Annotated in this window: 18 protein-coding genes and 1 other RNA gene; 9 read left to right on the forward strand and 10 right to left on the reverse strand. The window is 65.4% G+C overall.

The genetic code is table 11. The annotated features are described in order from the left end of the window. Positions 1–270 precede the first annotated feature (270 nt). The 3 genes from H2040_RS09910 to H2040_RS09920 are packed head-to-tail and all read right to left on the reverse strand — an operon-like array spanning position 271 to position 6,163. A complete protein-coding gene (locus H2040_RS09910) occupies positions 271–3,492 on the reverse strand; it encodes an efflux RND transporter permease subunit (RefSeq protein ID WP_287157140.1) in 3,222 nt (1,073 codons plus the stop codon). Beyond that, complete coding sequence (locus H2040_RS09915) at positions 3,492–4,739, reverse strand: efflux RND transporter periplasmic adaptor subunit (RefSeq protein WP_287157141.1); 1,248 nt, start codon at positions 4,737–4,739, stop codon at positions 3,492–3,494. The genes H2040_RS09910 and H2040_RS09915 overlap by 1 nt, the downstream gene beginning before the upstream one ends. Beyond that, positions 4,736–6,163 (reverse strand): efflux transporter outer membrane subunit, encoded by a 1,428-nt coding sequence (locus H2040_RS09920; RefSeq protein ID WP_287157142.1) that lies wholly within the window; start codon positions 6,161–6,163, stop codon positions 4,736–4,738. The genes H2040_RS09915 and H2040_RS09920 overlap by 4 nt, the downstream gene beginning before the upstream one ends. A gap of 248 nt (positions 6,164–6,411) precedes the next feature. Between H2040_RS09920 and H2040_RS09925 the strand changes: the two genes are divergently transcribed. The 6 genes from H2040_RS09925 (at position 6,412) to phoB (ending at position 13,189) form a co-directional block, all read left to right on the forward strand. Then, complete coding sequence (locus tag H2040_RS09925; RefSeq protein ID WP_287157143.1) at positions 6,412–7,794, forward strand: sensor histidine kinase; 1,383 nt, start codon at positions 6,412–6,414, stop codon at positions 7,792–7,794. 107 nt (positions 7,795–7,901) lie between these two features. Next, entirely contained in the window at positions 7,902–9,284 is a 1,383-nt protein-coding gene (gene pstC / locus H2040_RS09930) for a phosphate ABC transporter permease subunit PstC (RefSeq protein WP_287157145.1), read from the forward strand. Further along, positions 9,277–10,860 carry a phosphate ABC transporter permease PstA gene (pstA, locus tag H2040_RS09935; protein ID WP_287157146.1) on the forward strand — a complete coding sequence of 528 codons (1,584 nt, stop codon included), beginning with the start codon at positions 9,277–9,279 and terminating at the stop codon, positions 10,858–10,860. The genes pstC and pstA overlap by 8 nt, the downstream gene beginning before the upstream one ends. A gap of 80 nt (positions 10,861–10,940) precedes the next feature. Beyond that, complete coding sequence (gene pstB, locus H2040_RS09940) at positions 10,941–11,735, forward strand: phosphate ABC transporter ATP-binding protein PstB (protein ID WP_353844837.1); 795 nt, start codon at positions 10,941–10,943, stop codon at positions 11,733–11,735. 19 nt (positions 11,736–11,754) lie between these two features. Beyond that, the gene (phoU, locus tag H2040_RS09945) at positions 11,755–12,465 is read left to right on the forward strand and encodes a phosphate signaling complex protein PhoU (RefSeq protein ID WP_022697566.1); all 711 of its coding nucleotides are present in this window, start codon (positions 11,755–11,757) and stop codon (positions 12,463–12,465) included. Positions 12,466–12,490: 25 nt separating this feature from the next. Continuing rightward, complete coding sequence (phoB, locus tag H2040_RS09950; RefSeq protein WP_022697565.1) at positions 12,491–13,189, forward strand: phosphate regulon transcriptional regulator PhoB; 699 nt, start codon at positions 12,491–12,493, stop codon at positions 13,187–13,189. A gap of 13 nt (positions 13,190–13,202) precedes the next feature. On the opposite strand, the gene H2040_RS09955 is transcribed toward phoB, so the two are convergent. After that, complete coding sequence (locus H2040_RS09955; protein WP_287157147.1) at positions 13,203–13,532, reverse strand: hypothetical protein; 330 nt, start codon at positions 13,530–13,532, stop codon at positions 13,203–13,205. A 98-nt stretch (positions 13,533–13,630) separates the two neighbouring features. Further along, a complete protein-coding gene (locus tag H2040_RS09960; RefSeq protein ID WP_022697564.1) occupies positions 13,631–14,146 on the reverse strand; it encodes a GcrA family cell cycle regulator in 516 nt (171 codons plus the stop codon). 194 nt (positions 14,147–14,340) lie between these two features. Between H2040_RS09960 and dapE the strand changes: the two genes are divergently transcribed. Next, positions 14,341–15,510: a succinyl-diaminopimelate desuccinylase gene (gene dapE, locus H2040_RS09965; protein WP_287157148.1), complete on the forward strand. Its 1,170-nt coding sequence runs from the start codon at positions 14,341–14,343 to the stop codon at positions 15,508–15,510. Beyond that, positions 15,507–16,103, forward strand: a complete 597-nt coding sequence (locus H2040_RS09970) for a hypothetical protein (RefSeq protein ID WP_022697562.1) — start codon at positions 15,507–15,509, stop codon at positions 16,101–16,103. The genes dapE and H2040_RS09970 overlap by 4 nt, the downstream gene beginning before the upstream one ends. Here H2040_RS09970 and truA read toward each other — a convergent pair. The 5 genes from truA to H2040_RS09995 all read right to left on the reverse strand — a co-directional run bounded on the left by truA (position 16,094) and on the right by H2040_RS09995 (position 18,170). Continuing rightward, positions 16,094–16,834 carry a tRNA pseudouridine(38-40) synthase TruA gene (truA, locus tag H2040_RS09975; RefSeq protein WP_287157149.1) on the reverse strand — a complete coding sequence of 247 codons (741 nt, stop codon included), beginning with the start codon at positions 16,832–16,834 and terminating at the stop codon, positions 16,094–16,096. The two genes, H2040_RS09970 and truA, sit on opposite strands and share 10 nt — an antisense overlap. Next, positions 16,834–17,409, reverse strand: a complete 576-nt coding sequence (locus tag H2040_RS09980) for a 5-formyltetrahydrofolate cyclo-ligase (protein ID WP_022697560.1) — start codon at positions 17,407–17,409, stop codon at positions 16,834–16,836. Before H2040_RS09980 ends, truA begins: the two co-directional genes overlap by 1 nt. A 3-nt stretch (positions 17,410–17,412) precedes the next feature. Then, positions 17,413–17,571, reverse strand: a non-coding RNA gene (ssrS, locus tag H2040_RS09985) — 6S RNA. 34 nt (positions 17,572–17,605) lie between these two features. Beyond that, positions 17,606–17,932 carry a cell division protein ZapA gene (locus H2040_RS09990; RefSeq protein ID WP_022697559.1) on the reverse strand — a complete coding sequence of 109 codons (327 nt, stop codon included), beginning with the start codon at positions 17,930–17,932 and terminating at the stop codon, positions 17,606–17,608. Next, entirely contained in the window at positions 17,919–18,170 is a 252-nt protein-coding gene (locus H2040_RS09995) for a hypothetical protein (RefSeq protein WP_287157150.1), read from the reverse strand. The genes H2040_RS09990 and H2040_RS09995 overlap by 14 nt, the downstream gene beginning before the upstream one ends. 78 nt (positions 18,171–18,248) lie before the next feature. Here H2040_RS09995 and tkt point away from each other — a divergent pair, with 78 nt between their 5' ends. Continuing rightward, a complete protein-coding gene (gene tkt / locus H2040_RS10000) occupies positions 18,249–20,243 on the forward strand; it encodes a transketolase (RefSeq protein ID WP_287157151.1) in 1,995 nt (664 codons plus the stop codon). Positions 20,244–20,246 lie beyond the last annotated feature (3 nt).

A 20,246-nucleotide genomic window follows, 5' to 3' on the forward strand; every position in this document is an offset into this window, starting at 1 on the left:
ACAGGGCGTCGGCGACTTGCTGTTCGCCAGCCCCGTCCGTCGTTTCGGCTTGCTGCTGCGTTTCGGCCTCAGCCGCGGCGTTGTCTTCCGCGGGCGTATCGGACTGGCCGCAGGCCGCGACCAGCGCGAAGGCCGCCGCGGAAAGCAGATATCTGGATTTCATCGAGTTTCCCCTTTTTTGTTTCTTGCAAGGACCCTAGTTCGAAAACGCGCTCTGGCGCGCCCTTTTTACAGGGCGCGCCAGAAACGCTTGTCTGTCAGAGCGTTAGCTCATTCCGCGGGGGCCGTATGACCGCCCTCGAGGACGTCCTTCTCCGGCACCGCCGCGAACTCCTTCTCCTCTTCCCAGGAGGAGCCGAATTTCGGCTGCCGCTGCCCCGTCCACATACGGCGCGAGAAGCGCGCAATGTCGACGCCGGTCGCATACAGGGCCGGCACCATGAACAGCGTCAGGAACAGCGCAAACACCACGCCGAACGCCAGGCTGACCACCATCGGTTTCAGGAACGCGGCCTGCGTCGACTGTTCGGCGGTGATCGGCATGATCCCGACAAAGGTCGTGACCGTGGTCAGCAGGATCGGGCGGAAACGCTGCGTGCCCGCCTCGACCAGCGCCTGATAGGCGCCCAGTCCGCTCTGGCGAAGCCGGTTGACCATGTCCACCAGCACCAGGTTGTCATTGACCACCACCCCGGCGGCCGCGCCGATCCCGAAGAAGGAAAACAGCGCCAGCGGCATGCCGAACAATACGTGTCCGAAATAGGCGCCAGCGGTGGCGAACGGGATGGCCGTCATGATCAGCAAGGGCTGGAAGTAGGAGCGGAAAGCCACGGCCAGCAACACATACATGCCGATCAGCATGACCAGTTGCAGCACCAGGATTTCCTGCATGAACTCCGCCTGTCCTTCGGCGTCGCCCAGCTGGCCGCGCGTCACGTTGGGATAGCGGGCCGTCCATTGCGGGAAGAAATTCTCTTCAAGGTCCTTGAAGATATCGCCCCGCACCGGGTTTTCAGACCCGCCCGCGACTTCCGCGCTGACCGTCACCGACCGCATGCGGTCGCGGCGGGTGATGCGCTGGATCGAGGGCGCGAAGTTGGTTTCCGCGACGGTATAGAGCGGCACTTCCGCCCCGTTGGCCGTGCGGACGCGAAGATTGCGCAGGGAGTCCAGATCCCGGCGCGTTTCCTCCGGATAGCGCACCATGACGCGCACATCCTGGCCTTCACGGGGCAGGCGCTGGACCTCTTCGCCATAATAGGCCTGGCGAACCTGCCGCGTGACGTCCGACAGCGTCAGGCCAAGCGCCTGCGCGCCGGGCTTCAGCGAGATCTGCAACTCCTGCTGGGAGGCCTGCAGATTGTCGGTGATGTCGAACACGGCGTCATAGGTGCCCAGCTGGGCCTTCAGGTCCGCAACGGCGGCCTGCAGCCGGTCCAGATTGTCGGAGTTCACCGAGTACATGATTTCCGGCTGGTTGCCAGAGAAGGTCGCGTCGAAACGGATCTCCTCTGCGTCCGGAACCGGACCCATGGCCTCGCGCAGCCGCTCGGACACGTCCGAAGTCGGCAGGTTGCGGCCCGGGCGTTCTTCCGGCGCGGCGATTTCCATCCATGCGCGGACCCGCCCGTTCAGGGCCAGAACCGCGGAGCCGACGAACATCTCCGAGTCTTCGCCATATTCAGTCTTGTAGTACTGGTCGACCTGGTCCTGTGCCGCTTCCAGACGCGTCTTGAGAACCTCCGAGCGGGAGAACGGCGTGCCCTCGGGCAGCTCGATCGTGACTTGGATGAACTCGCTCTCGATGTCCGGCATGAACTTGAAGCCCAGCCAGCCCGTCGTCTGCAGGCCGATCGCCAGCATGAAGAGCGCCATGAAGACGGCGATGGTGATGTAGCGCAGCTTCAGCGCCATCTCGACAAGCGGGCGATAGATGTTGCGCGCGAACCAGACCAGGCCGTTGGCGATGCGGTCCTGCAACTGCATCAGCTTGCTGGTCGGCTTCGTCGGCTTCAGGTGCGAGAGGTGCGCAGGAAGGATCAACAGCGATTCCACCAGCGAGAACGCCAGCGCGAAGATCACGACCAGAGAGATCTGGCGCGTCATCTGCACTTCCGGTCCCGACAGCATCATCCACGGGGCGAACGCCATCATCGTGGTGATGACCGCGAAGATCACCGGCTTGGCGACCAGTTGCGTGCCCAGCACCGCGGCGTCCAGCCCCTGATGCCGACCGCTTTCGACCTCGTTATGGATATTCTCCCCGATGACGATGGCGTCGTCGACGACAACCCCGGTCACCAGGAGGAAGGCGAACAGCGACAGCATGTTCAGCGACACGCCCATGGCTGGCAGGAAGATGATCCCGCCCGCGAACGCCACCGCGATGCCCGCCGTCGCCCAGAAAGCGACCGCCGGACGCAGCGACAGCATCAGCACGATGAAGACCAGCCCCAGCCCCAGAAAGGCATTGCCGGAAATCGTCGCCATGCGCGCTTCATAGGCCTCGGAGTCGTCCCACCAGAGCTCCAGCTCCAGCCCGGCCGGCAGATCGTCGGCCTTTCTCTCGACGAATTCCTCGACCGCCGTGGCGGTCTCGACAACGTTCATCTTCTCCGGCGTCATTAACATGATCAGCGCCATAGGATCGCCGTCGAACTCGGCATTGATATCGCCGTCCGCAAAGCCGTCCACGACATTGGCGACATCGCCCAGGCGAATGGTCGCGCCGCCGGGAGTCTGGCGGATGATGATGGTTTCGAAATCCTGCTTGGTGTCGGCGAGATTGCGCGCGGTCAGCGGCACGTCGCCAAGATCGGTGCGGACCTGACCGCCGGACGAGTTCAGCGACTGCGCGCGAATGGCGCGGGCGACTTCGTCGAAGGTCAGATTGTAACGGCGCAACGCCTCCTCGGACAGCTCGATCGAGACTTCTTCCGGGATGGTCGCATTGACCTGCGCCAGCGAGGCGCCGGGCAGCTGGGCCACCTCGTCGCGGACATCGCGCGCCACTTCCTGAAGCACCCGGCGCTCGACATCGCCGTGCAGCACCAGGCCGATGAACTGGTTTTGCGCTTTCCAGCGCGACACCACCGGCGGGTAGATGCTGGGCGGCAGGTTGTTCACGGAGTCGACGCGCAGCTTCACCTCGTCGATGAAGGCGGTCATGTCGACGCTGCGCTCGGCCTCGATATTGACCGAGCCCGACCCTTCGCGGGCCGTCGACGTGATTTCCTCGATCCCGTCGAGATCGGCCATCGCCTCCTCGATCCGAACGAGGATCTGCTCCTCGACGTCCTGGGGAGAGGCGCCCGGCCAGGCCACGGAAACGGACACGCCGTTCCAGGGCACGGACGGGAAGACTTCCCGCTCCATCTGCATGAAGCTGATAGCGCCGCCGATCAGCAGCACGAACATCAGGAGGTTGGCGGCGACCGGGTTGCGCGCCCACCAGGCGAAGATGCCTTTATGGCTGACCGTTGCGGGGCTCATCAGGTGGGTTCTCCATCATTGGCCCGCGCGATGCTGACATCGTCCTGGGCTTCGTCTTCCTCTTGCACGTCAACGCCTTCGCCCTCCACGCTCAGCGGGTCGAGCCGCAGGCCGTCGGTCGGGGTCTGGATCGGCGAGACCACCACGCGCTCGCCCTCGGCCACGCCGCCGGCTAGGATGGCGCTGTCAGGGCTGGAATGAATGAGCTGGGCTTGCCGGATATCCAGCGTATCGTCTTCGCTTACGACAAAGACATGCTCGCCATTCCTCAGCGCCTCACGCGGGACAACCACGGCGTTGGCGATCTGGCGGCCCTGGATCGCGGCGTCCACGAACAGGCCAACAGCCATCGGCACGCCATTGTCCGAACCCGCGCCATAAGGGTCCTCGACTTCCGCGATCGCATAGAGCGCGCGCGTTGTCGGCTCGATGGCCGAAGAGGTGCGCACGATGCGCCCCGTCCACTCATGGCGTCCGCCGGCAATATGCGCGGCGAATTTCACTTGCGGGCCCAGATTGCTGTCCGTGCCTTCAAAGGCCAGGGGCAGATCGACCAGCGCCAGCTGCGAGTCGGTGAGCGGCAGGCGGATCTGCACCAGATCGGTCGAGAAAATCTGCCCAAGGCTCTGGCCCGGCGTCACATACTGGCCGATATCGGCCATCTTGGTGCGCACGCGGCCTTCAAACGGCGCGCGGATCTGCGTCCGGCCCAGATTGATTTCGGCCTCGCTGAGCGTGGCCTGCGCGGAAGCCAGCGCGGCTTCGGCCTGCGCCATCTGCGGTTCACGAAGGGCCAGGGCGGAGGCTTCGCCCTCGCCAATCTCTTCCCACTCGGCGCGCGCCAGATCCGCTTCGGCGCGTTCGCGCGTCAGGGCCTGCTGCGCCTCGGCGACCGCGGCGCGGGCGCGTGTGACCGCCAGCCGGTAATTGGAGTCATCGACCCGCATCAGAACCTCGCCCTTCTCGAAGAAGCCGCCCTCGGTGAAAGACGGATCGACATAGACGAGCTTGCCGGAAACTTCCGGAACCAGTTCGATTTCGCGGCGGGGCGTTACCTCGCCCTGCGCGTCCACGGTCAGCGCGATGTCACGGACCTCGGCGGGCTCGGTGAATACGGCCAGGCCCTTGCGGACCTCCTGGGTCTGTTCGGGCTCCGGGCGCAGCGCGCCGAGGGCCGCAATGCCCACGATGGCCAGCACGATGATTCCGATCGGGGCGGCAACGACTAGAATTCTTCTCAGGATCATGAGCTTTGTTCCTCGGATTGGCGCGCCTCGTCTTGCTCATTTGCGGGCACGTTAAAGTCTCCGCCGATCGCCATATAAAGCTGCACGCGATTGGACACGCGCTGGCGGGAGGCGGTCAGATACTGGCTTTCAGATGTGATCCGCCGCGCTTGCGCGTCCAGCAGATCGAAAATGGTCCGCAGACCGTTATTGTACTGGCGCTCGGCCAGCTCTTCGGCGCGGGCGGCTTCTTCGGCCGCCTCTTCCAGCGCCGCTTCGCGGTCTGCAAGCAGAATTTCAGCTTCCAGCGCGTTCTCCGCCTCCTGCCACGCGAACAGCGCGGCATTGGCGTAGCTGGCCAGACGCTCGCGCGCGACCGCTTCCTGGCGGGTGGCTTCCGCGCGCAGCGAACCGCCGCGGAAGATCGGCTGGGCGACATTGCCGATCAGGCGCGCCACCAGCGTATCAACGTCCAGAAGGTCTTCGATGTCCGGTCCGCCCAGATCGGCCGTGCCGTTCAGGGTCAGGCGCGGCAGCAGGGCCTTGCGAGCCTGGCTGGCGCGCAGGCCGGCGGATGTCAGCCGCGCCTCGGCGGCGCGCAGGTCCGGCCGGCGGACCAGCAGTTCGCCCGGAGCCCCGGCGCCCTGCAGCGCGTGAAGGTCCGGCAGCGATGCCACGGCCTCCAGCTCTGCGCCCGGATAACGGCCCAGCAGGACCTCGACCGCGCGCGCCGCGGAATCTTCAAACTGGATCTGCGAATAGAGCTGCGCCCGGCTGGAGGCCAGCGCGGAGCGGGCGAGCCGCACGTCCAGGCTGGTCGAAACGCCGCGCGAATAGCGCCGCTCGATAAAGCGCAGGGAGCGTTCGCGGTTTTCAACGTCGCGGCGCGACAGATCGGTCTGCAAGCGCGCCTCGATCAGTTCGAACCAGCGCTGGGCCACGGCCCCGGCGATGGAAAGGCGGGCGGCCTCCAGATCGGCCTCGCTCGCTTCGACATCGGTCGCGGCGGCGCGCGCCTGGTCCGACAGGCGGCCCCAGACATCGGCTTCCCAGCTGGCGCTGAGACCCGCGCTGTAGGAGGTCGATTCATTGCGCCGTCCCGTCGCCGCGTTTTCCGCGGACGTTCCGGTCGCGCCCACATCGGCGTCCAGCGTGGGGAGGCGCTGGGCGTTTGTCTGCACCGACAGGGCGCGCGCCTGCTCCACCCGGGCGGCGGCGGCGGCGATATCGTAATTATTGGCGACCGCCTCACTGATCAGGCTGGTCAGGATCGCATCATTGAACGCGCCGACCCAGTCGCCGGTCGGCGGCGTCGCCGCGTCAACGGCGGCCCATTCCGCCGGGGCGGCTTCAGGCTGGGCCAGGTCGGTGTCCGCGCCCTGCATGGTAGCGCAGGCGGAAAGAAGGACGGCGCCGCTGGCGGCGGTGAGGAGTATTTTCAGCATTCTGTCGTCTGGTCGTTTTGGTGTTGTTCAGGGTTTTGCATCGGGCGATCCGTGAGTCAAAAAATTTTTATCGAAAAACGCTAAATCTATAGCGACTACCAACAAACTCTTTCTGTTTTTCAACATGACAAATCTGTAATAATCCCTTGGCGCGCCTGACGAGGCGCATGTTCGCGCTTCGCATGGCCGCCAATCTGGTAGAGTGATGCGAGTCACACCGTGTCTGGATGCGTATGAGTCAGGATTTCATGAAAAAATCGCCGGCCCGCGGCCGCGATATCGTTGTTACCGCCGGGATCGGCGCGCTGACCGTTGTCCTGCTGACCATGTCCGGCTCGGTGGCGATTGCGAACGCCGTGGCCGCGGTGGCGGCGCTGTGCGCGCTGTCGGCGATCTATTATTTGCTGGCCGGCAGCCCGCGTGAAATCGCCGCCGCGCCGGAGAAAACGGAATCCCTGCCCTCCCCCGAGGCCGACGCCACCGCCGCGGCGATGGTGGAGCTTCTGTCCGACCCGGTCCTGCTGATCGGACAGGGCGGACGAATCGAACGCGCCAACCGCGCCGCGCGCGACTTCCTGGGCCTGTCGCGCGACGGCGGCAATATCGCCTCCCTGATACGCCAGCCGAAAGTTCTGGAGGCCATAACCGCGGCGCTGGACGGCGACACCCCGCCCCCGGTCGAATACAGCGCCAATGCGCCCTATGAGAGTCATGTCCGCGCATTCGTGAATCCGCTGCCCCAGAAGCTGGGCGGTCAGCGCCTGGCCATGCTGCTTCTCCATGACGAGACCGCCACCAAGCGCGCCGAGCGGATGCGGGCCGACTTCCTGGCCAACGCCAGCCACGAATTGCGCACGCCGCTGGCCTCGCTATCGGGCTTTATAGAGACGCTGAAGGGCCATGCCCGGCATGACGAGGGCGCGCGCGACCGCTTCCTGTCCATCATGGAATCTCAGACCGACCGGATGCGACGCCTCATCAACGACCTGCTGTCCCTCAGCCGGATCGAGATGAACGAGCACGTCGCCCCGTCGGAGGAAGTCGATCTGGGCAAGATCGCCAAGGACATCCTCGACACGCTCAAACCCATCGCGGCGGATCGCGGCGTCTCCTTCAGGCTGGACGCGCCGGAAACGCCGGTGACAGTCACCGGCGACCGCGACCAGCTGATGGCCGTGATCCAGAACCTGGCCGACAACGCCATAAAATACTCCCCCGGCGGCGCCACGGTGACCGTGGAAATCGCCGTGGGCGATTCGCCTTATGACGCGATCCGCCCCGGCGGCCGGCTGATCGAGGAATCGGGCCGCATGACCATCGTCAGCCCGTCCTCCGAAGGCGCGGTGGGCGTCATACGGGTTCGCGACCAGGGGCCGGGGATAGAGCGCGCGCACCTGCCGCGCCTGGCGCAACGCTTTTACCGGGTCGAGGAAGGCAAGGCCGAGGACCGCAAGGGAACCGGGCTGGGACTGGCCATCGTAAAACATGTCGCCACGCGGCATCGCGGCGGGTTCTCCGTCGAAAGCGCGCCCGGCCGCGGCGCGGTCTTCACCGTTTGCGCGCCGCTTGCCGGAAGCGCCGCGCCCGCGGCAGCCGGGAAACAGACCGCCGAACCGCAAACTGCAGACTGACCGCCCGGTTTCATCAAACTGTCATGTAACCGTCATAAGCCCTCTAAGCGCGGGCGATCAGATGGCTCGCAGCCAAGTGATTCTGCACGTCGAGCCAGGACCCGCGCATGTCGGTTTCCCATATTGTCGCGCTGATACTGCTCGTCGCCACCGCGGCCGCCTATTACCGGGGCCGCGAACGGGCGATGACGGTGGCCGGCGGCGCGCCTTCCCGCCTTCACTCCATGCCCAGCTATTCCGGCTATTATGTCGCGATCCTGACCGGGCTGCCCGCCTTTGCCCTGCTGATGCTCTACGCCGTGTTCGGCACGCCGCTGATCGACATGGCGGCGATGCAGAGCCTGCCGGCCAGTGTCGCCAGCGCCCCGCCTGAACAGATTGAACTGTTCATGCGCGACGCGCGCGCCCTGGCCTTCGGCGAACAGCCCAGCCGCACCTCCGCCCTGCACATGGACATGGCCGACCGCATAGCCGGCCTGACGCGCATCGCCACCTGGATCATCGCCCTGCTGACCCTGGCGATCGCCGGCGCCGGCCTTTATCTGGGCCAGTCGCAGGTCTCGACCACGCTGCGGGCGCGCAACCGCGTGGAAACCGTGGTGAAGGGCGTGCTGCTGCTCTCCTCCGTGATCGCGATTCTCACCACGCTCGGCATCGTCCTGTCGCTGCTGTTCGAATCTCTGCGCTTCTTCTCGGCGGTCTCGCCGATCGAATTCCTGTTCGGCCTGCAATGGAGCCCGCAAATCGCCCTGCGCGAGGACCAGGTCGGCCAGTCCGGCGCATTCGGCGCCATCCCGCTGTTCGCCGGCACGTTCCTGATCACCGCCATCGCGATGACCGTCGCCGTCCCCATTGGCCTGTACGCGGCGATCTATCTTTCCGAATACGCCACGCGCACCCAGCGCAAGGTGTTCAAGCCGCTTCTGGAAATCCTCGCCGGCATTCCCACCGTGGTTTACGGCTTCTTCGCCTTGCTGACGGTCGGCCCGTTCATCCGCGCGATTTGCGAGGCGGCGGGCTTTGGCGTGCCCACGCAAAGCGCGCTGGCCGCGGGCCTGGTCATGGGCATCATGATCATTCCGTTCGTGTCCTCGCTTTCCGACGACGTCATCAACGCCGTGCCGCAATCGCTGCGCGACGGCGCCTATGCGATGGGCGCGACCAAGTCCGAAACCATCCGCCAGGTGGTGTTTCCCGCCGCCCTGCCTGGCATTGTCGGCGCGGTCCTGCTGGCGGTTTCCCGCGCCATCGGCGAGACGATGATCGTGGTCATGGCCGCCGGTCAGGCCGCCAAGCTGACCGGCAATCCGTTTGAATCGGTGACCACCATCACCGTGCAGATCGTGACCCTGCTGACCGGCGACCAGGAATTCGACAGCCCCAAGACGCTGGCCGCCTTCGCGCTGGGGCTGGTGCTGTTCATCGTGACGCTGTGCCTGAACGTGATCGCGCTGCGCGTGGTCCAGAAATACCGCGAGAAATATGACTGACGCCGCGCAAGACATATCGATCAAGCAGGCCGTCGAGGCGCGCCTGAAGAAGCGTCACCGCGCGGAACAGCGTTTCCGTCTCTATGGCCTGTCCGCCATTCTTCTGGCGCTGGCCGCCCTGGCGACCCTGATCGGCAGCATCGCCATGCAGGCCGCCCCGGCTTTCACGGCATGGGAAATCACGCTCGATGTCGATCTGGACGCATCGCGCGCCGCGCCCGGCGTGGGACAGGCGCTTCCCGGGTCGCCGGAATTCGAGGCCGCCGTGCGCCGCGGCTCCTATGCCGGCCTGATGCAGGACGCCATGCGCGACCGCTTCCCGCAGATCGAGGAGCGCAGCCAGCTCCGCGAGCTGTTCGGCCTCTATACCAGCGTTTCCTCCTCCGGCCTGATGAACCGCGTGCTGGATAATCCCTCGCTTCTGGACCGGCAGACCACCCACACCATTCCGGTCTCCGACGATGTCGACCGCTATCTGAAGGGACAGGTCACCGGGATTGAACGCGTCAGGAACGCAGGCGCCGCGCAGCTGGCGCTGGCCGATGACGGGGGCGCCAGTCTCCGCCTCAATCCCGCATTGCTGGACGCCATTCAGTCCGAAGCGGGCGAAGAGGGGTTCGGTTTCGGAATCGATGATCCCAGCGTCATCGTGCGCTTCGCGGACGGCGCGGCCCGCATCACCGGCCTGCAGGGCGACGTGGCGCAGGCGGAAATCCTGACCCCGTTCGCCGCCGGCGCGGGCGAGGCCTCGCTGCTGGTTCTGGAAACGCCGGAGGCCAACCGCCTCATCAGCGACGCGCAGATCGTCTGGACGGAGACGCTTCGCGACGCGGGCGTCATCACGCGCGGCTTCAACACCTATCTGTTCACCAATACGGACTCGCGGGAGCCGGAGCTGGCCGGCGTTCTGGGCGCCCTTGTCGGCTCCATCCTCACCATGCTGGTGACCATGTTCATGGCCGTTCCGGTGGGCGTCTTCACCGCCCTCTATCTGGAAGAATACGCCCCGCGCACCCGCTGGACGGACCTGATCGAGGTGAACATCAACAACCTCGCCGCCGTGCCATCCATCGTGTTCGGTCTTCTGGGCCTGGCCGTCTTCATCAATTTCTTCGGCATGCCGCGATCGGCGCCGCTGGTCGGCGGCATGGTGCTGGCGCTGATGACGCTGCCCACCGTGATCATCTCCTCGCGCGCCGCGCTGAAGGCCGTGCCGCCTTCCATCCGGGAAGCCGCGCTGGGCGTTGGCGCCTCGCGCACCCAGACCGTGTTCAGCCACGTCCTGCCGCTGGCCATGCCCGGCATCATGACCGGCTCCATCATCGGTCTGGCGCAGGCGCTGGGTGAAACCGCGCCGCTCCTGATGATCGGCATGGTCGCCTTCGTGGCCGACACGCCCAACACATTTACCGACCCGTCCACTGTCATGCCTGTGCAGATTTATATGTGGGCGCTGAACCCCGAACGCGCCTGGGAGGCGCGCAGCGCGGCGGCGATTATCGTCCTGCTGTCGCTGATGATCGTGATGAACGCCATCGCCGTTCTGTTGCGCCGGCGCTTCGAACGCAGATGGTAGAAATGGATAGAGACCAGCCCATGACCGACACCCCGACTCCGGCGGAGGGCATACAGCCTCCCAAGGGCCTGAGAGCCGCGATGGAGGAGAACCCGACCCACGGCGTGCAGCCGGAGCGTGACATGAAGGTCCGCGCCCGCGACGTCAGCGTCTTCTATGGCGGGAAGCAGGCCCTGTTCGATGTCGCGGTCGACATACCCGACCGCACCGTGACCGCGCTGATCGGCCCGTCCGGCTGTGGCAAGTCGACGTTCCTGCGCACCATCAACCGCATGAACGACACCATCGACACCGCCCGCACCACCGGCGTGATCGAAATTGACGGCCAGAACATCTATGAAAAGGACGTCGATCCCGTGCCGTTGCGCGCCCGCGTCGGCATGGTGTTCCAGAAGCCCAATCCGTTCCCGAAATCGATTTTCGACAATGTCGCCTATGGGGCGAAGATTCACGGCATTGCGGCCAATCGCGACCAACTCGAGGAAATCGTCGAGAACTCGCTGCGCCGCGCCGGACTTTGGGAAGAGGTGAAGGATCGCCTGGATCAGCCCGGCACCGGTCTTTCCGGCGGCCAGCAGCAGCGCCTTGTCATTGCCCGCGCCATCGCGGTCTCCCCGGAAGTCATCCTGATGGACGAGCCGTGCTCGGCGCTGGACCCCATCGCGACGGCCCGGATCGAGGAGCTGATCGACGAACTGCGGGAAAATTACTGCATCATCATCGTCACCCATTCGATGGCGCAGGCCGCGCGCGTTTCGCAGCAAACGGCCTTCTTCCATCTGGGCAAGCTGGTGGAATCCGGCGCGACCGAGGAAATGTTCACCAAGCCCCGGGACGAGCGCACTCAGGATTATATCACCGGCCGCTACGGCTAGAGGAAAGCGTTAGAAGATCATGTCCGAACATATCGTCAAATCCTTCGGAGAAGAGCTGGAACAGCTCTCCGCCGACATCGCCCGGATGGGCGGCCAAGCCGAATCCATGGTCGCGGACTCCGTGCAGTCCGTCATTCGCCGCGATCCGGAACTGGCCCGTGAAATCATTGCGCGCGACCAGCGCGTCGATGACGCCCAGGCCGATCTGGAGCGCAAGGTGATCCGCCTGTTCGCGCTGCGCCAGCCCATGGCCAGCGATCTGCGCGCCACCTTCGCCGCCCTGAAAATCTCCGCCGACCTGGAGCGCATCGGCGATCTGGCCAAGAACATCGCCAAGCGCAGCCGCGTGCTGAGCGAGGCCGAGGCCCTGCCCGTCGCCCGCGGCGTCGACCAGATGGGCCGCGCGGTCAGCCAGCAGCTCAAGAACGTGCTGGACGCCTACGCCCACAGCCATGTCGACAAGGCGGTGGACGTGTGGACCAGCGATGAAGAGATCGACGAACATTACAACAGCCTCTTCCGGGAGCTGCTGACCTACATGATGGAAGACCCGCGCATGATCAGCGGCGCGACCCATCTCCTCTTCATCGCCAAGAATCTCGAGCGCATCGGCGACCACGCCACGAACATCGCCGAGGTCATCTATTTCGTGGTCACCGGCGAGAACCTCGCCAAGGACCGTCCCAAGACCAACACCGTCGAAGCCGGCCCGGAGCCGGAAGAGGATTAGGCCAAGAGCCAGGGGAGCGTAGCTGATGGATCCTTATGTTCTGATCGTGGAGGACGAGGAATCCCTCGCCGCTCTTCTGGAATATAATCTTGAGAAGGAAGGCTATCGCGTCGGCCTCGCCCCGGACGGGGAAGAGGCGATGACCATGGTCTCCGAGGAGACGCCGGACCTCATCATCCTGGACTGGATGCTGCCCAAGCTCTCGGGGATCGAGGTCTGCCGCCGCCTGCGCAACCGGCAATCGACCCGCAACGTGCCCATCCTCATGCTCACCGCCCGCGGCGAGGAGGCCGAGCGCGTGCGCGGGCTGGACACCGGCGCGGACGACTATGTCACCAAGCCCTTCTCGATGACCGAACTGTTCGCCCGCATCCGGGCCGTGCTGCGCCGCATCCGGCCGGGCCTGGCCGAGGACACGGTCACCTATGGCGATCTTCAGATTGACCGGGTGGCCCACCGCGTGAAGCGCGCGGGTGAGGAAATCCATCTCGGGCCCACCGAATTCCGGATGCTGGATTATTTCATGCAGAACCCGGGACGGGTCTTCTCCCGCGAGCAGCTCCTGGACGCGGTCTGGGGTTCGAACGTCTATGTCGAGGCGCGCACCGTGGACGTCCATATCGGCCGCCTGCGCAAGGCCCTCAAGCGCGAGGGCCGCAACGACCCCATCCGCACGGTCCGCTCCGCCGGCTACGCCCTGGACATGGGCGCGTCAAATTCCTGACGCGTCCGGAGCGCTAGCGGCATACTCCATCTTGGATCTTATATTCGAGCGATTGCTTTAAACCCGGCGTGACATATCCGACCGGACATGTCGTTTCACTGCCATTCTTGAGACGAACCCGGATATCGCCCGAGCCTTCACAAGTGATTCCAAGGTGCGTGCTGAAAACGCCTTGAGATTCAGAAAGCGGCTGATGCTTGCCGCAGACCCGCAATTCAGCGCTCGCCACCACGCCTTCCGGATCACGCACGACAAAACCGTTCTCAACACGCTGGCATGAAGCAAGAAAAATCAAACCAAAACAGATGAGCAGTGCGTTCTCTCGCTTCACGTTGCGCTCCATAGGCAAGCTCCTGGCCTACTTGGCATGAATAAAACATGGGCGCGTCAGCCTCCTGACGCGCCCATACCCGCTCCCCCCTGTTTGTTTCGGCTGGCCGCCTAGCTGGCGCGGCGGGAGGCCAGCGAGTTCAGCAGCGAGTCCGCGTCCGGCGTCTTGCGGCGGCGCTTCTTGGCTGGCTGGTAGGCCATCTGCTGGTGCGCCTCGCAATAGGGCGAACCCTGTCCCGCCTTGCGGCCGCAGAAGCGGAATTCCGAATCGTCCGGGTCGCCGATCGGCCATTTGCAGATGTGATTGTTCAGCGTCAGCACCGTGGCGTATTCGCCGCTGGGCAGCTTCTGCGCCTCCACCGGAACCGGCTTGGGCGCGGTTTCGCGTTCCGGCTGCGCGGTTTGCGCGGCGGGCCTTGCCGGGGCGCGCTTGACGCGCTGCGCCGGTTTCGCCGGGCGGCGCACGGGGCGCGACGGCGTGGCGCGGCCTGAAAGGCCCAGCCGGTGAACCTTGCCGATCACGGCGTTCCGGGTTACCCCGCCCAGCTTCTGGGCGATCTGGCTGGCGCTCAGACCTTCGGTCCAGAGCTTCTTAAGCGTCTCTACGCGCTCATCGGTCCAAGCCATCGTCCTCTCCTTTACCCCAAGATGTTGTGTTCGCGGTTGTGAGGGATCACCCCGCTCTCACAAAATATCGTAGTCGAAAGCCCTTATACCACAAGATACCGGATCAGGCCTATCCACAGGAAACGACATGTTGTGGGTGCAGTCCGGACTTGCGGCCTATGGGACTGGACGGGAAGGCGCGCTAAGGATGGGGCGTGACACAGGACCTGACCGACCCGATTCCCTTCCTGCAGACGCTGATCCGCAAGCCCAGCGTGACCCCGCGCGACGAGGGCGCGCAGGAGGCGCTGCAGGACGCGCTCAGCCAGATGGGCTTCCGCTTCACGCGTCACCGCTTTGGCGATGTGGAAAACCTGTATGCGCGGCTGGGAAGCGACCAGCCCAATTTCTGCTTCGCCGGCCATACGGACGTCGTGCCCACCGGACCGGAAGAAGAATGGACCTATCCGCCCTTCGCCGCCGAAATCCATGACGGCGTCCTGTGGGGGCGCGGAACTTCGGACATGAAAGGCGCCATCGCCGCCTTCGTCGCCGCCTGCGCCCGCTATCTGGACGCCAAGGGCCAGCCCGCCGGGTCCATCAGCCTGCTGATTACCGGCGATGAGGAAGGCCCCGCCATCGAAGGCACGCGCAAGCTGCTGCCCGCCGTCGTGAAGGCGGGGGAGCAGATCGACCACGCCCTGGTGGGCGAGCCGTCAAACCCCGCCGCCATGGGCGACATGATCAAGCATGGCCGCCGCGGCAGCTTCAACGGGACCATCCGCGCCGTGGGGGTGCAGGGCCACGTCGCCTATCCGCACAAGGCGAAGAACCCGGTCCCCGCCCTCCTCGACCTGCTGGACCGCCTGCGCGGCCGCGTGCTGGATGAGGGCGCGGAGGACTTCCAGCCGTCCAATCTGGAAATCTCCACCATCGATGTCGGCAATCCGGCGCACAACGTCATCCCGGGCGCGGCGCGCGCCATGTTCAATGTCCGCTTCAATATAGCCCACAAGGGCGATGAGCTGGTCAAATGGGTGGAGAAGGAAGCCAAAGCGGTCGAGAAAGAGACCGGCGTGAGGATGGAGCTGGATCTGCGCGTCTCCGGCGAAGCGTTCCTGACCCAGCCGGGCGACTATACGGACCTGCTGCAACGCGCCGTCGAAGCCGAAACCGGCCGCAAGCCGGAGCTTTCGACCAGCGGCGGCACCTCCGACGCCCGCTTCATCAAGGATGTCTGCCCGGTGGCCGAGTTCGGCCTCACCAATCCCACGATCCACCAGATCGACGAGCGCGTCAGCCTGGACGACATGGAAACCCTGACCCGCATCTATACCCGCATCCTGATCGATTATTTCGACAAATTCGGGAGCCGCCCGGCGTGATTGCGGATTTGCGCCAGCATCTGGCGGGCGTCGTGGCGATGCTCAGCTTCAAGGAAGACTGGCGCGCCCATTTCGACGTGTCCGAACGCGGCCTCTGGCGCTCCTTCCTGGCCGCGGTCTGGGGCGTTCCCTTCTTCGCGCTGGTCCTGATCATCCAGAGCAAGCTGGTTCTGGCGTTGGCCGAAGACCCGGCGCAGGCCCGCACGGCCGGTCTTGGCTACGCGGTCACGCTCTATGCCGTCATGTGGCTGTATTTCCCGCTGGTCGCGCGCCTGTTCACCGGCGCGTTCGGCCTCAGGGACTCGCTGGCGCCCTGGATCGTCGTCCATAACTGGACGCTGCTCTTCCTCTTGATGGTTCACACCGTGATCGGCCTGCCCCTTCTGGCCGGCCTCGTCTCGGCGGAGGCGCATTACTCCACCACGAGCTTCTATTTCCTTTTGGTGGTCTTCGCCCATTGCCGGGCCGCCATCGGCGCGCTGGACGCGCCATGGTCACTGGCCATTGGCGGAGCGTGTCTGGCCCTGATCCTGTGGCTGATGGCGCAGCTGGGGCTGGCCTACATGCTGTCAGGCTCCGCCGTTCAGGCGTAGTCGACCCGCACCAGATACAACCCGTCCGGCGGCGCCACCGGCCCGCACGCGGCCCGGTCCTTGGCCTCAAGCGCGGCGCGCAGATCGTCGGCGCTCCATTTGCCAATCCCCACCTCCACCAGCGACCCGGCGAAGGATCGCACCTGCCGGTGCAGGAAGGACCGCGCAGAACAGGAAATGTGCACTTCCGGCCCGACGCGCCGCACGGCGATCGCGTCCAGCGTCTTCACCGGCGATTTCGCCTGGCAGAGCGCGGCCCGGAATGTCGTGAAATCATGCTGGCCGGTCAGAACCTGCGCCGCCGCGTCCATCGCCGCCGCGTCCAGTTTCCGCGGCACGCGCCACACCCGGCCACGATCCAGCGCCAGCGGCGCGCGCCGGTCCGCCAGACGATAGAGATAGGACCGGCTTTTCGCGTCGAACCGGGCGTGAAACTCATCGCCGACCCGCTCGGCCGCCAGCACCGCCACCGCGCCGCGCCCCAGATGCGCGTTCAGCGCGTCGCGCACCGTGTCGTCCGGCAAGTCCTTCCGAAGATCGACATGGGCGACCTGACCCAGCGCATGCACGCCGGAATCGGTGCGCCCCGCCCCGTAAACTTCCGACGCTTCGGGGTCCAGCTTCAGCGCCGCCTCTTCCAGCGCCTGCTGCACGGACGGCCCGTTCTCCTGACGCTGCCACCCGGCGAACGGCCCGCCGTCATATTCAACTGTCAGCTTGTAGCGGGGCATCAATGCGTCTCGTAGGCCGCGCGTTCGGTCAGGATCCAGTCCATTTTCTGGTCATGCGCCTCGGTCGGCACGCGCTTCACGCGCTGCGCCTCATAGGCCAGGCCGATCACCGTCACCGCATGTTCGGCCCGCAGGCGCTGCAGCGCCCGGTCATAGAACCCCGCGCCATAGCCGAGCCGCCGCCCCTTGGCGTCGAAGGCCAGCATGGGGGTCAGCAGGAAATCCGGCGTCACCTTGTCGGCGTCCTCCGCCGGCGTATCGACGCCGAACAGGCCGCGGATCACCGGATCGCCCGGCTTCCATATCTTGAAGCTCAGCGTCCGCTCCGGCTCCGCCACCGGCAGCGCGGTCGTCGCGCCCTCGCAGGCGAACATCGCCAGAAGAGGCAGCGGGTCGATCTCGCCGGGAAGCGGGTGATAGGCCGCCACCACGTCGCCGATGGAGGGCCATGCCCCTTGCGGGAAATGCTCCAGCAGGCGCTGCCCCGCCCCGGGATCGGAGCGCGCAGCCTCGTCCCGCAGGACTTTCATCTTGCGCCGGAGCGACTTCTTGCTGGGTCTGAAAAGCGAAAACATGCGGCGGCTCCGCGAGGACCGTTTCGGCCTAACCTTCTCTAGGACCTGGCTAACCAGGTGGGCGCCGTTTGCAAGGGGCCACGGCCCCGGGCAGTGACAGCTCCCTATAGAGATAGGTACGGTCGCTGAGATGGTGGCCTATCACGCGAACCGCAGACGCCGCCATAGCGGAATGTGGGGCCGGAAGGGCGATTGCTCAAGGGGTTTTCTCCGCGCGATCTGCAAGGGCCTCGATCCGCTCCGCCGCCTTGATCAGGGCTTCGGCCGCGGCATTACCGTCTCCGTCGTCCCTGGCCTTGCCGCGCAGCGCCTCGTTCTCGCGCGCCGCATCGGCCAGTTCGTCGGACACCACCAGCGCGGCCATCAGGAACAGCCGCAAATCGCCGATCTGTCCCACGCGTTCGGCCAGCCGCGACACATGTGAATCGAAATGCCGCGCCAGCGATTTCAGGTGCTCTTCCTCGCCCGGTTCGCAGCCGACAGCGAAGGAGCGCCCGTTGACGACAATATCAACCTTCGCCATTGCGCGCGGCCTCCCCGGCCTCCCGGATCGCGGCCTGCACCTCTTCTATGGCGCCGGCCAGAACCTGCGATGCATTGGCGGCGGCTTCAGCCAATTCAGCGTCCGGGGCTTGCCTTTCTTGACTGGCCCCGCTTTCAAGCAATGTCTCGAAGCGTGACTCGAGTCTGGACAGCGCCTGGTCCAGGCGCTGTGCGGCGTGTTCGAGACCACGTTCGGAGGAATCGTGCGAATCCGTCATCATTCCTTCAAGCAAGCTTAGTCATGGCGCTGCGGCGTTGAAAAGACGTTTTGATCCAGGCAGGGGCGAAAGCATCACATGAATAAGGCCGAAATTACGACACGCCGCCGCATGGCCGACGCCATCCGCGCGCTTTCCATGGACGCTGTGCAGAAAGCCAACTCCGGTCATCCCGGCATGCCGATGGGCATGGCCGATGTCGCGACCGTGCTGTTCAGCGACTTCCTTAAATACGACTCAGCCGACCCGCAATGGCCGGACCGCGACCGTTTCGTGCTCTCGGCGGGCCACGGCTCCATGCTGCTCTATTCCCTGCTGCACCTGACCGGCGTGCCGGGCGTGGAGATGGACGATCTGAAGAATTTCCGCCAGCTGCACTCCAAGACGCCGGGCCACCCGGAATATGGCGACACGCCGGGCGTGGAGATGACCACCGGCCCGCTGGGACAGGGCATCTCCACCGCGGTCGGCATGGCGATGGCCGAGCGCCTGATGAAGGCCCGCTACGGCGACGACCTGGTCGATCACCGTACCTTCGTCATCGCCTCCGACGGCGACCTGATGGAGGGCATCAGCCACGAGGCGATCTCGCTGGCCGGCCATATGAAGCTGTGCAATCTGACCGTCCTGTTCGACGACAATTCCATCTGTATCGACGGCGATGTCTCGCTGGCCGAGACCGGCGATCAGGTGAAGCGTTTCAAGGCTGCGGGCTGGAACGTGCAGAGCGTCGACGGCCACGATCATGAACAGATCCGCGCCGCGCTGGCCGCCTGCATGGAGTCGGACAAGCCGAACATGATCGCCTGCCGCACCAAAATCGGCTTCGGCGCGCCCACCAAGGAAGGCACGGCTTCGACCCACGGTTCGCCGCTGGGCGATGAGGAAATCGCCGGCACCCGCAAGAATCTGGGCTGGGACCATGAACCGTTTGAAGTGCCGGACGACGTTCTGAACGCCTGGCGCGATGTCGGCGGGCATGGCCGCGCCGCCCGCGAAGCGTGGGAACAGCGCCTGAACGGTCACGAGAAAAAGGATGCGTTCCAGCGCGCCATCGAAGGCCGCCTGCCGGAAGGCTGGCGTCAGGCGATCCGTGACCATGTGCAGAAAATGGCGACCGAAGCCCCGGCCATGGCCACCCGTCAGGCCTCCGGCGCCGCGCTGGAAGCCCTGATCCCGGCCGTGCCGGAAATGATCGGTGGCTCGGCCGACCTCACCGGCTCCAACAACACCCGCACCAAGGACATGCAGTCGGTCACGCCGGATGATTTCTCCGGCCGCTACATCCATTACGGCGTCCGCGAACACGGCATGGCCGCGGCGATGAACGGCATGGCGCTGCATGGCGGGGTCATTCCCTATTCCGGCACCTTCCTAGTGTTCTCCGATTACTGCCGCCCGTCCATCCGCCTCGCCGCCCTGATGAAGCAGCGCGTGATCCACGTGATGACGCATGACTCCATCGGCCTTGGCGAAGACGGTCCGACCCACCAGCCGGTGGAGCATCTGGCCGCCCTGCGCGCCATGCCCAATGTGGCGGTGTTCCGCCCGGGCGACGTTGTGGAGGCAGCCGAGTGCTGGGAGCTGGCGCTGGATAATGCGGACGGCCCGTCCGTCATGGCGCTCACCCGTCAGAAACTGCCCTGCCTGCGCCAGCCGCAGACCAAGCGCCCCAAGAACATGTCCGCCCTTGGCGGCTATGTCCTGACCGCGCCGGAGGAAGGGCTGGAGGAAAAATGCGTGCTGATCGGCACCGGCTCCGAGCTTCACCTGGCGGTCGAGGCGCAGAAGCTGCTGGCCGAGAAAGGCATCGGCGCCCGCGTCGTCTCCATGCCGTGCTGGGAACTGTTCGAACAGCAGCCCGGGGATTATCAGGAGAAGGTGCTGGGCGAGGGCCTGCCGAAGATCGCGGTCGAGGCCGCCATCCGCATGGGCTGGGACCAGTGGATCGGCCGGGACGGCGCGTTTGTCGGCATGACGGGCTTCGGCGCGTCGGCCCCTTACGAACAGCTCTACGATCATTTCGGCATCACGGCGAAAGCCGTCGCGGAAGCGGCGCAGACACTGGTCTAGCTT

The sequence above is a fragment of the Euryhalocaulis sp. genome, from assembly GCF_013911995.1.
Classification (GTDB): domain Bacteria; phylum Pseudomonadota; class Alphaproteobacteria; order Caulobacterales; family Maricaulaceae; genus Euryhalocaulis; species Euryhalocaulis caribicus.